Genomic DNA, 13,903 nt, shown 5'->3' with positions numbered 1-13,903 from the left:
ATGCTTAACGCATTATTAAAAATAAATACATTATGATTTTTATATCTTTGGAGAATGCCATGAACACCCTAACTAAATTTGCTGTTGCGCTACCTACCCTTGCCTTATTAAGTGCTTGTGCGACCACGGCTCCTACTACGCCAAATGCATCAAACACGCCTGCATCAGAAAGCGTCACCGATGCCGCTTATGATCGTATGGCACCAGCACCTTATACCTGTACTGACGACAGCACCATCATGGCTAAACAATCTATCAATAAAAAACAAGTGATGCTCAATGCGACCTTGCCTAAAGTAAAATGGGCTGAGCAACCAATCATCTTAAATGGTGATGTACAAGGTGATACTGCAAGCTACGTTAATGAGTCAAATCCAGAAGCTGTCTATGCATGGCACATGAAAGGCGATAAAGGTATTTTTGCCATCAAATGGGCAAACGGTAAAGAATATCAAGTAAACTGCCAAATCTAGTTAGCTAGCTATAAACAGCCTGCCAGTTTTAAAAAACCAGCGACATATACAAGACAGTCATCATAGGATGGCTGTTTTTTTTGCGTATTGATTGAACAATATTGCATTGAATATCTGTATAAAAACTGACATCAAAACCACAGATTCAGGTCAAGCATTGGTGAGAATGAACGGTTTGCTGCTTTTGTCTAGAGAAGCATCAAGAAACCTGTCAAAATAGCACTGATAGGACATTGTCTATGATTAATAATACTAAGGATACGTCGATGGCTAAGCGCTTAATGAATATGATAATCATCGCTACTGCCAGCATGTGGGCACTGGCTGGCTGCGACAACAATGCTGAAACGGCCGCTCAAGCTTCTGAGCCAGCAGTGGCGACCGCAGACTCCTCAACGACAGCCACTAAGACTATCGACTGGGCTGTCATGGCGAGCGGTGAGAAGCCCGCTGACCCTGCCAATTATCAATATCCGTTTGCGCTTGATAGCCAAAATGTGCTCGACTACGCAGAGTATTTCAAGGTAGATAATGCCACTGCTCAACACAACCTCACTATCAGTATGGCAAGTAATGAGGCACTATCCAAAGCCTTGGATCAGCTCAGTGAAAGCTATGTCTCGCATGAGCTAACCGATGGCAATGAGATGAAACTTGTCATTCATACCACGCCTGATATCGCTGCCAGTAGCTATGATTATGTGCTGTCTGATGACTTTGCGAAAGGGTTGGTATTGCCTATCGTGATACAGCCAGATGGTAAAAAAGGTGAAGCGAAGGCACATGGAGAGGTAGTGGAGTAATTTAATTTGTAGGGTGCGCCCTGCGCACCTATAGAGTATTAAAATTCATACGGTAAATATAAATGTCACAATACATTCGTTCATACACGAAAGGTGCTACCTACTTTTTTACTTTGGTGTCATACGATCGAAGAAAATACTGTGTGAAGATGACTTCTTAAAAGCCTTTAAAAAAAGCATCAAACAAGTTCAACAACAATATCCTTTTAAAATCATTGCATGGGTACAACTACCCGACCTGAGCTATGCTGAAGAAACCGTACAAGTAAACTTGGTAAACTAAGCGTATTAATCGGAGTTTATCATGACCAAGAAAGTAAGAACCTACAGTAACGAATTTAAAGCCGAAGCTGTTAAAAAGATAGCAGACAACAACGGCAATATTTCAACGACCGCAAAGCAGCTTGGTATCGCCATGCAAACCTTATCGAACTGGAACAACAAAGCTAATCAAGGCAAGCTTGTAGGAACAGCTCAATACGATCCTGATCTTATGACGGCTCTTCAAGAAATAAAGCAGCTCAAGCGACAACTTAAAGTTGCCGAAGAGGAGCGAGAGATCCTAAAAAAGGCCACGGCGTACTTTGCAAAGCACAGTTAGTCAGGTACGCCTTTATCAAAGATAATCAGCACTTCTTTAGCATCACCACTATGTGCCGTGTGCTAAGTGTTAAGCCATCAAGTTATTACGACTGGCTGAGTCGTGATATCAGTGACCAACAGATACATCGTAATCAGTCTGAGCTACTGGTTAGGGCTGCTCACAGTGAAACTCGTGAGCGCTATGGTGTTGAGCGACTGCATGCAAAGCTCATAGAGCAAGGCCATGATATTAGCTTGTACATGGTCAGACGTATCAAAGAAGAACATGGCATAAAATGCCGTCGCCATAAACGCTTTAAAGTCACTACAGACTCAAACCATAATAAAATGGTTTATCCAAACGTGTTGGATCAGCAGTTTGATGCTAAGCGTCCTAATGAGTCTTGGGTCAGTGACATCACCTATATCTGGACGAATGAGGGTTGGCTGTACTTAGCAGGGGTTAAAGACTTATACACTAAAGAGCTGGTTGGCTATGCCATTAACAAACGTATGACCGCTGATCTAATATGCAAAGCATTGAACATGGCCATCAAGAACAAACGGCCCAGCAAAGAGCTAATAGTTCACTCTGACAGAGGCAGTCAGTACTGTAGCCATGCCTACCACAAGATTATCAAACAGCATCAGTTTACAGGCTCAATGAGCGCTAAAGGTAATTGCTTCGACAATGCACCCATAGAAAGCTTCTGGGGCACTTTAAAGAACGAGCTGGTATATCACGAAGACTATAAAACAAGGTTTACAGCCATCAGCGATATCATTGGCTATATTGAGCTGTACTACAACCAAACGAGGATTCAAAAGGGTTTGGCCTATAAATCGCCAAGACAGGTGTGTTTGATTATTATCGTCAGGCTGCGTAACTAAAATCTCCCAAGTTTAAGTCTACGGGATTGACGGCAGGGGTCAACCATCTACACTGTATTTGGAAAATGCCTACTGACGATGCTAATTATAGTATGCGTTGGTCGCAGATAAAACGATTAACCACCCAAGCCTGTCCGCAATATCATTTACCAATAGATGTGTTAAGCCGTTCAAAAATTAAAAGAAGCGAAAGAGGATTTGGCAACGTCGATTTTATGAACATGAAATAAAAGACGAAGCAGACTTCATAAGGCATATGGATTATTTGCACTATAATCCTGTTAAGCATGGGTTAGTTAAAAATGTAGTAGACTGGCCATATTCGAGCTTTCATCGTTATGTGAAGCAAGGTGTTTATGCGGAAGACTGGGGTAATGAGTCAATTGGTTTTTCAGAGAGTTTTTCAGATAAATTAGAGTAGTTTTTTTCTAGGTGCGCTGGGCGCACCCTACGCTAACTAATCAAAAACAGTAATTGAATGATATCCAAAATTTAACGGATACTCTGATACAACCTTCTCTCTTCCATTCAAGTCTTCTATCTCCCTCCAAAAGCTCCCATAAGGTTTAGGAGTTAACTTCAAAGATATCTCCTTTTTATTTATCGCTTTTTTAATATCCTTATCACAATACATAGGTATTTCAAAAATAGTATTTCCAAAACAGATGGTTCCTACATATTCAAAAAATCTTCTTCTAACACTTTCATTTTCAGATGTATCTTTACTTCTATGTAAAATACTTACATAAGGAGAGCTTAAGTTATTGTAAGGCATAAATGTAGAAACTACTTTTATAGTTATTTGATCTGAAATCTTATCCAACTTATCATCTATTAAAAATTTCTAACAACCTCAAAGTACATTCTATGCTCTCTAGGTAGTAAGCCATATAAAACCTTCATAAGCCCTTTATAAACATTTATAGGAGTATGTTTTGCTATTTCACAAACGTAAGTAAACTCTTTATTCTTAAAGTTTAAATCTAAATTATCATTAATTGGTATAATATAACTACCTTTTTCTTCTGAAAACTCAAACCCCTTTTTTCCATTCTTGGAGTAAGAACTAATATACTTTCTCGTTTTGCCTTTTATTTTACTAAATACTCTGCGAGGTCTTAAATATTCACTAAGCTCTCTCTCTATAGTGTTGCCAAATTCTGAGTTGCACTGATCACACTCATCGTAATGTAATAAATACTTATTCCCTAAAAACTCTGGGATTACATGTGGTTTATTTTTAAAACTGACATCAGGTTCACTTTTTAAGCAAAATGCACATTTTTTAACACTTCCTTCAAAAGGATAAATATAAGTATCTCTATCTAGGCTAAGATAATCCCTATTGTCAAATATGGAAACATACTCTTCCATATTTTCTGCAATTTTTTTAGAAAGTCTTTTATGGCTCAGTCTATCACTAACTTTGTGCTTACTCTCACTATAAGTTATTGGATAAGAAACCTCGGCATAATTAGCATATAGTTTCTTATATTTACTTATATCAGCATCCATACCCTACTCCCCAACCATCGCCAAAAACTCTTCCTCACCCACTATCTTAACGCCCAATTTTTCCGCTTTGGTGAGCTTCGAGCCAGCTTTATCCCCTGCCAGTAGCGCAGTGGTTTTTGCAGAGATACTGCCTGAGACTTTTGCCCCTAGTGCTTGCAGCTTGGCTTTGGCTTCATCACGCGCCATGCTATCGAGCGCGCCAGTGATGACCCACGTTTGCCCATCGAGCGGCAATCCTTCTGATGCTACTTGCTCGACTTTATCCCAATGCACACCTGCTTCACGTAATGCAGTAATGACTTCGATATTGTGCGGTGCGCGGAAAAATTTATAAGCAAGCTCGGCAGTAATAGCGCCAACATCAGGCGTTTGTAGGAGCTTATCGATATCAGCAGCCATTAGGCTATCAAGGTCGCCAAATTGCTGTGCCAAATTCTGCGCCGTGGTCTCACCAACGCCGCGAATACCCAGCGCATAAATAAAGCGCGCGAGTGTTGTATGCTTACTGGCTTCGATAGCGCTGAGGATGTTCTGTACTGATTTTTCGCCCAGTTTCTCAAGCGTAATCAGCTCGTCTTGATGATTGTGCAATTGATAGATATCAGCGACTGTCTTCACCAAGCCATGCTCAAAAAAGTTAATCAGCCAACTTGCGCCTAAGCCATCGATATCCATTGCCCGACGCGAGACAAAGTGGATGAGCGCCTCGACCTGCTGCGCGGGACAAAATAGCCCACCAGTGCAACGCGCTAACGCTTCATCTTTGGGCAATACCACAGGCGAGTCACACACTGGGCAGGTCGATGGCAGCTGTACCGGTTCAGAATTTTCTGGACGCTGATCTGTCCAAACACGAGTCACTTTAGGAATCACATCACCTGCACGATGGACGCTGACCATATCACCTGCGCGCACATCTAGACGCTGAATCTCGCCAAAGTTATGCAAGGTGACATTGCTGACCGTGACGCCGCCGACTTTCACGGGTTCTAATTTACCAACGGGCGTAATGGCGCCAGTGCGTCCGACTTGCCACTCGATAGCATGCAAGCGGGTCATGACAGTTTCGGCAGGGAATTTATAAGCGGTTGCCCAGCGCGGCTCACGCGATAAAAACCCAAGCTGCTGCTGCAATGCCAAGCTATTGACCTTGATGACCATGCCATCAATCTCAAACGGTAGCTCGCCGCGTGTTTCCTTTACCGATTCATAATAGGCTTGAGCCTCGCGTGGATTTTGTACCACCTCGACTGCACTGATGGTAAAGCCAATGGTCTTTAGCCATGCAAGCGCTGCTGATTGGGTTTTGATATGCTCAGGTAAACCTTGATTGACTGAATAACAGTAAAATGCGAGCGGACGGCTAGCAGCAATGGCGGGATCTAGCTGACGCAAACTTCCAGCAGCGGCATTGCGTGGATTGGCAAAAGTTTTGTCGCCCTTTTCTTCAGCAAGGCGATTCAAACGCTCAAAACCCGCTTTCGGCATCAGCACCTCACCGCGCACTTCCAATAATGGAATCTCGCTTGCAGCCGCGAGCCAAAGTGGCAAATTGCGAATGGTTTTGGCATTTTGAGTGATGTCCTCGCCCGTTTGCCCATCACCGCGTGTCACCGCTTGGACAAACTTGCCATGAGCGTATTTGAGTGACACCGCCAAGCCATCGAGCTTTAGCTCCATCTCGTATTCAGGGTTTTGCTGTGCATCGTTGAGGCGATCATTCACGCGGCGCATAAAGCCATGTAATCATAATCAAAGACATTGCCAAGCGAGAGCATGGGAATATCATGAGTGACTTGGGTAAAAGCCGATAGCGGCATGTCGCCAACTTGGTTAATCGGGCTATCTGGCTGCACCAAATCCGGATATTGTTCTTCAAGCGCCAATAAAGAGCGACGCAACTGATCGTATTCGCTGTCTTCTAAAATAGGATTATCAAGCACATAGTAGGCATAATTGTGCTGCTTAAGCGCATCGATAAACGTGCGCATCTGGGTGACGATAGCATCATCATTTTTTATAGGGTTAGTAGTATTGATGTCTTTATTAATGTCTTTAGAGGTAAGTGGTGAGATAGGGTCAGTCATAGTCGGCGTCTTTTATTTGCAATTCAAGATGCCGATATGATAACAAGTTTGTAGGATGCTCGGATATAGTCGTTCCTATATAAATTAGATACTGTGTCAGGCTCGCTCAGTCTACTATGTGTAGTACTTTCACTCACCTTCCTTGTATCTAAATTATCTTGAACCGACTCTAGCATTTTGCAGAAACTAAAGCCCATTAAAAAAGGCAAATAACGTCAATCGCTATTTGCCTTTTTTAATACTGCTAATATGAATCAGCTTTTATTGATCAACCTGTATTCATACATTAAAACTAACCTTCATAATCGCGGACTTGATTACGCAATTGCTGCTTGTATTCAGGGGTGATTGGTTCGTTCTCTTCATCGAGCATAATGGCGTCCAAATCACTTGCCATCATATAAGCGATGCTCATCATACTATCGAAGCTACGCAGCGCTTGTGGATGCGGCAAAGATAAGAATACTACCACGCCATTATAAGTATTGGTCGCCACGCTATGCGGATCAAAAGGCGCGATACCACTATCGGTGATGCCCATCATGCTAAACCAGAGCATACCGGTGCCGTCTTTTTGCTCATAGCGATGGAACATATTCATCGCGCCATAGCGCAGACCATACTTATCAATTAATGCCAATAAGTCACGACCACGGATAATTGCGGCTGGACGGTCGCGATATTGATGCGGCAAGATAGTGATATTAATGTTGTCTTTGGCATTGATGAGTGGACCGTTTTGCGCTTCATCCACTGGCTCTGAGAGATGCTGATCGAGTATCGGACTGTTATTATCGAAGCTTGGCTCGTCTGCGGTATCAATAGAGGGCATCAAGCTGTCAGTTGCCGACATCAAGCTAGAAAATGCATCAGGCTCTTGCTCGATATGCATCTGCTCAGCGGCTTCTGCAAACTCGCTATTGTCAGCACGCTGCTGCTCTGCTTGCCAGCGCACATAGTCAGCATCATCTATTGTGCCAGTATCGCTGTCATTAACATCCGCATGCCCAGCTGTCAGCTGCGTATCAACATGGGTATGAGGTTGGGTCAAAGGTTCGTCTTCGACCACCGCATTTAGATAACTGCGATCAGGGCCGATACTTGTTTCGCCAGCGACTGTATCATCCAAGTCTGGCTGATCGACGATATTGCGTTCATGACGCGGTATGATAGGAATACCGTTTTTATCATAATTGACCGCTACCGCTTCAGCATTATTGCGGCGCTTAAAGCTACGAATGACCATAAATAGCCCTGCAAGCATGATAAATGCGGCAATGGCAATCAATATAAACTGAATAGCGGTCATAAGAGATACATCCTAATATATGACAAAAGGGAATACATAAGAGGGAATAAATGGCAATAGTCTAGCATGGCTAATGAATATCGTCACCATATAGTCATCGTTTACCGTGAGGCTGACACACTTGCGTGACGTTGTAATATTGTCACATCATTTCTAACTATACCACCGACAACTGCTGCCAGTTATCAATTATTTTTGCTATTCAACGCTGCTCTTAATCAGAAAGGTAACGCGCTGCCTCATCGAGTGACACACTGACCAAGGTAGAAATCCCTGCGCTTGGCATGGTCACGCCTTTTAACTCATCGGCAATCTGCATCGTTAATTTATTATGGCTGATAAAGATAAACTGCAAATCGTCTGCTAATTCATGAATAAGACTGGTAAAGCGAGCGACGTTGGCGTCATCAAGTGGTGCATCGACTTCATCCAACACACAAAATGGCGCGGGATGCTGCTTAAATATCGCAAAAATCAAGCTCAATGCAGTAAGCGTCTTTTCGCCGCCTGAAAGCACAGCGAGACGGCTGTTACGTTTGCCTTTTGGCTGTGCCATCAAGGTTAGCCCTGCCCGCCACTGTTCTGATTTTGGTGCATTAATGGGCATATCATCCGTATTGAGCGTTAAACTGGCTTGCCCGCCACCAAACACTTTGGCAAATAAATTGGCAAGCTCAATATTGACGGCATCGAGCGTCTGCATAAATAGCGTCTTGGTCGTTTCATCAATCGAAGCAATCGCCTCCGTTAACGTCTGCATACTCGCAGCAATATCGGTTGTCTGCTGCGCGAGTGGCTCTAAGCGTTCATTAACCTCTGCCAACTCTGCCACGGCAGCGAGATTGACCGCGCCAATTTTGCCTAGCTGCTGCTCAAGCTGCACGCGCTCAGCCTCAAGCTCAGCGATTTTATCTGGGCGCACACGGCGATCATGCGCAATAAAATCTGCCAATAAGTTTGAAACGCTCATCACTTGTTGCTGATGCTGTGGGTGCTGCGCTATATCCAAATGCGCTTTATATTTATGACTCACCTTATAATAAGCATCTAGCGCTTCTTGCGTATGGCTACTAGCATCCTGTAATTTTGCAGCGCTTAGTGCCAGCTCGGTCGAGTGATTGGCAAGCGCATTTTGCTGAGTTTGCAGTGTGTTTTGTAAGCTATCTAGCTCAACCTGCTGCTGATTGTATTCTTGCTTGAGCACCGTTAATGCAGTTTCTCGCCCTGTTAATACAGCCTGCTGCTCATCGCGCGCGGTCTGTACTGTTTGTAATGCTGCTTGCAGTGCTGGCAGCATATTTTGCTGCTGCTCATGACGCGTCTTTAGATTTTGCTCGCTTTGTAGCGACTTATCAAATTGCGCATTTGCCCGAGCAAGACTGCTGACACTGTGTTCTAAACGCATCTCACTTTGTTGAATACGAAGCTGCAAAGCTTGCCAAGCGTCATCATCTGCTTGACGGGTACGACTTAGCTCACTGCGCTCCGCTTGTAATTGCTGAGTTGCCGCGCGAGCATCGGCGATTTGTGGCGTTAGCGCTGCGATTTTGCTTTGGAGATCCTGCTGCTCATGATTGAGCGATTGTTGTTCTTGCACCAACTCCTGTTGCTCTTGCTCAAGGGTAACTTTGTCAGCATTAAGGCGTTGGCTGTCCGCTTGCAAACGTTCAGCGTTGGCACGCTGAGTAGTGAGCTTTTGCTGATACTGATGCTTATCGCGGGTTAATTGCTCAGCTTGCGCGCGTGTTTCTTCTAAGCTGACCGTCATTGCATCATAGTTACGCTGGTCTTTTGTAATCGCTTTTTTCTGCGCTTCTATTTTGTTCTCAAACTCATCGAGCAAGTCTTCTAACGCTTGTAAACGGCTGCGCTGCTGTAAACGCTGGGTTAAAAATTGACTGTTGCTGTTATTGCTACCATTTTGTCCATCTTGCGCACCAACAAATTTACTTAGATTCATCGTACCCTGACGACTGATAAGCCAGCCGTCAGTCGTTAGTAAAATAGCTGACGATGGCAATACTTTTAAAATCTCAGCAAGCGCTTCTAACGTTTGCTTATTATCTGTCTCAGGCTGTGCAATATATAAATAACAGTGCTGCCAAAGCGCTAAGTTCGGTGCGCTAATCAGCTGTGATAAAGGCAATACTTTATCAATCAAACTCTCAGGCAATTCGCTAACCAGTGGCTTTGCGTTTACACCGTTTTGTTTAGCAGATAGCCACAAGCTATGGCCCGTTTCTATTTTGATTGATGACTTGTCCACTGTATTGGTTTGCGCATTTTGATAAACAAATAAATCTTTTAACTCATGCTCAAGTACTTGCCATAAGCTATGCGTTTGCTCGGAGTCAGCGCTCACATTATTAACATTTGGTTGATAGGTTTGGTTAGAAACTAGCACATGGCTGTCTAACCACAATGCCAACACACTATCGAGTAGCTTGGCATGCTGCTGACCTTTCGCGCTTAACTCAATCTGATCACGCAAGGTGGTAATGGTCAATTGGCTATAGTCGCTGACTATTTTGCTTTCTAAATCACTTTTAACATCAGCAGTTTTTGCATCAGCAGACTGTTGCGATTTTGATGCCGGCTTAGGATGCAATATTTGATGCAGGGTATCGTACTCACCTGCCAATACGGCGTGGCGCTTCTCATTCTCGCTCAACTCGCGCTGCTGCGTGTGCAATTGCTGTTGTAAATCCTGCGCTTGCGGTTGTAGCTCAGACAAGCGCTCATCCACACTGTCTTGTTGGCGTTCAATCTGCTGCAATTTTTTGTTTAGCTCAGCAACTTGCGCCGATAACGTCTGCTGTAAATTATTTGCATTAGAATTATCTTGCAAACCAGCACTTTCAACTGGTGATAGCGACTGTTGGAGTTGCTGCCATAAATGCTGCCAGTTTGTATGACGACGCTGCCACTTATCATGATTTTGCTGATAACGTTTTTGTGCTTGGTTATTAATGGCTTGCTGTTGTTCAAGCATGCGTGCATTATCTTGCAAGCGTGATAGCTGATTTTGCGCGTCATGGTAGGCGCGCTGTAATGGCTGCTCGTTGCGTTTATGCGCTTCACGTTTATTCGTTAATTCATTGAGCTTAGGACGCAATCCTTCTAGCACAGTGTGCTGCTCGGCTTGCTCAGCCTTTAAGCGATTTATCTCATCGACTGCTTGCTGACGCTGTTGATCCAAGCTGGCTAGTTGCTGTGCGATAACGTTTAATTGTGATTTAGCATCACCTAATTGATGCTCTGCTTGTTGATAGCTTAGCTGCTGTTGATAATGGTTGCTTTGAGCGTCATCTTTTAACCACTGTTCTTGATTGATATGAGCAGCAAGTTTATCTTGCTTGGCTTTTAGGGTGTCATAGTTGGCTTGTAAAGTTGATACTTCAGTGGCGCTGCGCTCATGGGCTATTTTTTGCTGCTGCTGAGTATGCTTGGCTTGATAGAGCTGCTGAATGGCAAGTTGCTGTTTGATATCAGCAAGCGACAACGCTAACGCTTCGTAACGCTCAGCACTAGCGGCTTGTTTAGACAGACGCTTTTGTTGGCTGACCAGCTCGCTTTGCATATCATGCAGGCGTGCCAAATTATCTTTCGTTTTCTCGAGCTTCTTTTGGGTTTCTTCACGGCGAGCTTGATAGCGTGAGACTCCTGCTGCCTCTTCGATGAACTCACGCAGCTGCATGGGGCTAGACTCAACAATACGCCCAATCATACCTTGTTCAATCACCGCATAACTACGTGCGCCAAGTCCCGTACCCAAGAATACATCGACGACATCACGGCGACGACAGCGCGTACCATTGATAAAATAATCCGAGCGCCCCTCTTTATTTACCTGACGACGAACGGACAGTTCTTGATACAGATTAAATTCATGGCGAATACCGTTTTGCTCATCTTGCGTATGCTCGAAGGTGAGCTCAACGCTAGCGACACTTTTGGCGGATTTATCTTGCGTACCGGCAAAGATAACATCACTCATCGCGCCGCCACGTAACTGCTTGGCAGAGGTTTCACCCAGCACCCAACGAATGGCATCAATGACGTTAGATTTGCCACAGCCGTTCGGCCCGACAATGGCGGTGATACCATGACGAAAAGTAAAAGTCGTTGGATTGGCAAAGGATTTAAAGCCTGCCAGCTTGAGAGATTTTAGGCGCATGAAGGATCAGTAAATATGGCGAAAACAGGCGGCTATTCTACCTCAAATTGTGCTAATTTTTTAGGGTTTGTCAGGAATGCTATAATATGGCTTAAAATAATAATCATTCATATAACTATCAAAAAATAAGAGTATAAAAATGCCTAACTATAATCCGCAAGAACTACAGCAAAAATATGAAGAATGGTGCAAACTGCATCGCCAGCAACTCGAAGCGCAGCAGCAGTTCTTAAAAGCTGAAGCATTGCAAAATGAGTTGAAAAATTACTACCTAGACCCGCAATGGATGGCAGATCGTGAAGCGGATCTGCCAATTGAGCATTCAGGTGATGAATACTCTATCTTTAGTGAAGATGCGCTGTGGAGTATGCTCAGCGACCATGATGAGCTAGCAAGAAAATGGATGCGTTTGGGGCTGGATTCGATTGATAGGAAATAGCATTCTATTAACAGTGAAAGTATTTGGCTTGTCAGTTCCGAATAATTTAAATACATAAATGATTGGTAAATAAAAGCAGGTAACTGTTTTATCTGAAATCTTGGTCAGTTTTAGAGTTTATATATTATTAAGTATAGTCTGATATATGTTCTTTAATCTTATCGTAAAGTTGATCAAAACTTTTATCAAACCTTATCTTCATTGATTCTCGATTGTTTATACTACTAGAGTTATTGTTAGGGCTATGAGACAAGAGAAACTGACGTGAAATCGCCAAAAAATATTCACAATCAGTACTCAATTCCGGAAAATACAGAATAGTAAGAATTTCAATTTTTGCACCTTTTTCATCGAACTCAGCAGTATCTATAAGAGCTCCACTTTCTAGTTGAGATAGTTGTAAACTAATATTCTTCAGAATATTGGTAAAATCAATAAGTCGGAAGGTCAGCTCTTCGTACTTTTGTCTTCGAAAAACTTGACGGTCATGTTTATGTTCGGAGTCTTGTTTTACAAGATCATGATCGTGGTCAGAGTTCTGTTTTTTAGTATCCTGCTTATACCTTTGAACATTCAAAAAATAATTTGCTACGAATGAAACTCCTCCTCCAGTTATCACACCGATAACACCAGCTATTAATGCGTCCACTCATATTCCCTAAAGTAATATCATCCGAAGTAGTCGAACGATTAGTATTCTAAATCACCCCAATCCCACTTAACAACAGCTGCCCGCCTGCAAACAATAACAACACCCCAAAGGCACGCTTAAGCGTTAGCGCAGGCAATTGGTGGGCAAGCTTGGCACCGACTTTTGCCATCGCAAAGCTAGCGACAGAAATACATAAAAATCCCGTGATATGGACAAAACCTATCGTACCCTCAGGCAGATTGACCACATCTTGCCCGAACCATGCAAACCCTGCCGCACCAGCCAATGCAATCGGCAATCCACAAGCGGCAGACGTGCCAACCGACTGCTTCATCGGTAACCCCGCCCAATTTAAAAAGGGTACGGTCAAGCTGCCACCGCCAATCCCAAAAATAGACGACGCCATGCCAATCCCTGTACCCGCGCCAAACTGTACGCCAGCTGACGGTAGCGGTTTGCCCAGCTGCTCTTTATTGGACAAAAACAGCATTTTTAAAGCGACCAATAACGCGCCGACACCGATGATGGCTTGCAATACTTTACCGTCAATCATATCGGCAATACCAGCACCGACCAAACTACCGATGACCAAGCCGAGTGCCATTTTGCGCCAGACCTCCCAACGTACGCCGCCACGCTTATTGTGCGCAGTCATTGAGCTAATCGAAGTCACAACGATGGTCGCCAGTGATGTACCAATCGCCAAATGGGTCACCACTTCTGGCGAAAAATCATAAGCGGTAAAAATCCATACCAATGCTGGTACGATAATCATGCCGCCGCCAACGCCAAATAGACCGGCACTGACACCCGCAAACGCGCCTGCAATCACAAACCACACATATAACATCATCGAATTAGCCTTTTATCACACTTATTTTTATAAAAATTCTTTAGTTTTATAATCACTTGCCTATCGCATTTGCTAAATCATAATCCGACCTTTATGCTGTTTATTTGGTATTGTCTAATCGT

Annotated in this window: 9 protein-coding genes and 2 pseudogenes; 4 read left to right on the top strand and 7 right to left on the bottom strand. The window is 43.6% G+C overall.

Annotated features, from left to right (window positions below; genetic code table 11):
* Nucleotides 1-59 precede the first annotated feature (59 nt).
* The 3 genes and pseudogenes from G7Y90_RS06125 to G7Y90_RS06115 all read left to right on the top strand — a co-directional run bounded on the left by G7Y90_RS06125 (nucleotide 60) and on the right by G7Y90_RS06115 (nucleotide 2,745).
* Nucleotides 60-473: a hypothetical protein gene (locus G7Y90_RS06125; RefSeq protein WP_045443583.1), complete on the top strand. Its 414-nt coding sequence runs from the start codon at nucleotides 60-62 to the stop codon at nucleotides 471-473.
* A 239-nt stretch (nucleotides 474-712) separates the two neighbouring features.
* On the top strand, nucleotides 713-1,276 hold the full coding sequence (locus G7Y90_RS06120; protein WP_238048849.1) for a hypothetical protein: 564 nt from the start codon (nucleotides 713-715) through the stop codon (nucleotides 1,274-1,276).
* A 304-nt stretch (nucleotides 1,277-1,580) separates the two neighbouring features.
* Nucleotides 1,581-2,745: pseudogene (locus tag G7Y90_RS06115) on the top strand (IS3 family transposase).
* 461 nt (nucleotides 2,746-3,206) lie between these two features.
* Here the strand turns inward: G7Y90_RS06115 and G7Y90_RS06110 are convergent.
* The 5 genes and pseudogenes from G7Y90_RS06110 to G7Y90_RS06090 form a co-directional block, all read right to left on the bottom strand.
* Nucleotides 3,207-3,572 carry a hypothetical protein gene (locus G7Y90_RS06110; protein WP_250163674.1) on the bottom strand — a complete coding sequence of 122 codons (366 nt, stop codon included), beginning with the start codon at nucleotides 3,570-3,572 and terminating at the stop codon, nucleotides 3,207-3,209.
* A gap of 11 nt (nucleotides 3,573-3,583) precedes the next feature.
* A complete protein-coding gene (locus G7Y90_RS06105; protein WP_250163673.1) occupies nucleotides 3,584-4,264 on the bottom strand; it encodes an HNH endonuclease in 681 nt (226 codons plus the stop codon).
* Between the two features lie 3 nt (nucleotides 4,265-4,267).
* A pseudogene (gene ligA / locus G7Y90_RS06100) lies at nucleotides 4,268-6,351 on the bottom strand (NAD-dependent DNA ligase LigA).
* A gap of 292 nt (nucleotides 6,352-6,643) precedes the next feature.
* The gene (locus tag G7Y90_RS06095) at nucleotides 6,644-7,660 is read right to left on the bottom strand and encodes a cell division protein ZipA (RefSeq protein WP_250163672.1); all 1,017 of its coding nucleotides are present in this window, start codon (nucleotides 7,658-7,660) and stop codon (nucleotides 6,644-6,646) included.
* A gap of 214 nt (nucleotides 7,661-7,874) precedes the next feature.
* On the bottom strand, nucleotides 7,875-11,837 hold the full coding sequence (locus tag G7Y90_RS06090) for an AAA family ATPase (RefSeq protein ID WP_250163671.1): 3,963 nt from the start codon (nucleotides 11,835-11,837) through the stop codon (nucleotides 7,875-7,877).
* A 139-nt stretch (nucleotides 11,838-11,976) separates the two neighbouring features.
* On the opposite strand from G7Y90_RS06090, the gene G7Y90_RS06085 reads away from it, so the two are divergent.
* On the top strand, nucleotides 11,977-12,276 hold the full coding sequence (locus tag G7Y90_RS06085; RefSeq protein ID WP_250163670.1) for a DUF4298 domain-containing protein: 300 nt from the start codon (nucleotides 11,977-11,979) through the stop codon (nucleotides 12,274-12,276).
* 127 nt (nucleotides 12,277-12,403) lie between these two features.
* On the opposite strand, the gene G7Y90_RS06080 is transcribed toward G7Y90_RS06085, so the two are convergent.
* Both G7Y90_RS06080 and G7Y90_RS06075 read right to left on the bottom strand, forming a co-directional pair.
* On the bottom strand, nucleotides 12,404-12,925 hold the full coding sequence (locus G7Y90_RS06080; RefSeq protein ID WP_045443571.1) for a hypothetical protein: 522 nt from the start codon (nucleotides 12,923-12,925) through the stop codon (nucleotides 12,404-12,406).
* A gap of 49 nt (nucleotides 12,926-12,974) precedes the next feature.
* Complete coding sequence (locus tag G7Y90_RS06075; protein ID WP_201502082.1) at nucleotides 12,975-13,778, bottom strand: sulfite exporter TauE/SafE family protein; 804 nt, start codon at nucleotides 13,776-13,778, stop codon at nucleotides 12,975-12,977.
* Nucleotides 13,779-13,903 lie beyond the last annotated feature (125 nt).

The organism is Psychrobacter sp. WY6, from assembly GCF_018448495.1.
Lineage (GTDB): Bacteria > Pseudomonadota > Gammaproteobacteria > Pseudomonadales > Moraxellaceae > Psychrobacter.
Note: the sequence above shows the minus strand (reverse complement) of the source record. Positions and strands in the feature narration are given on the sequence as shown.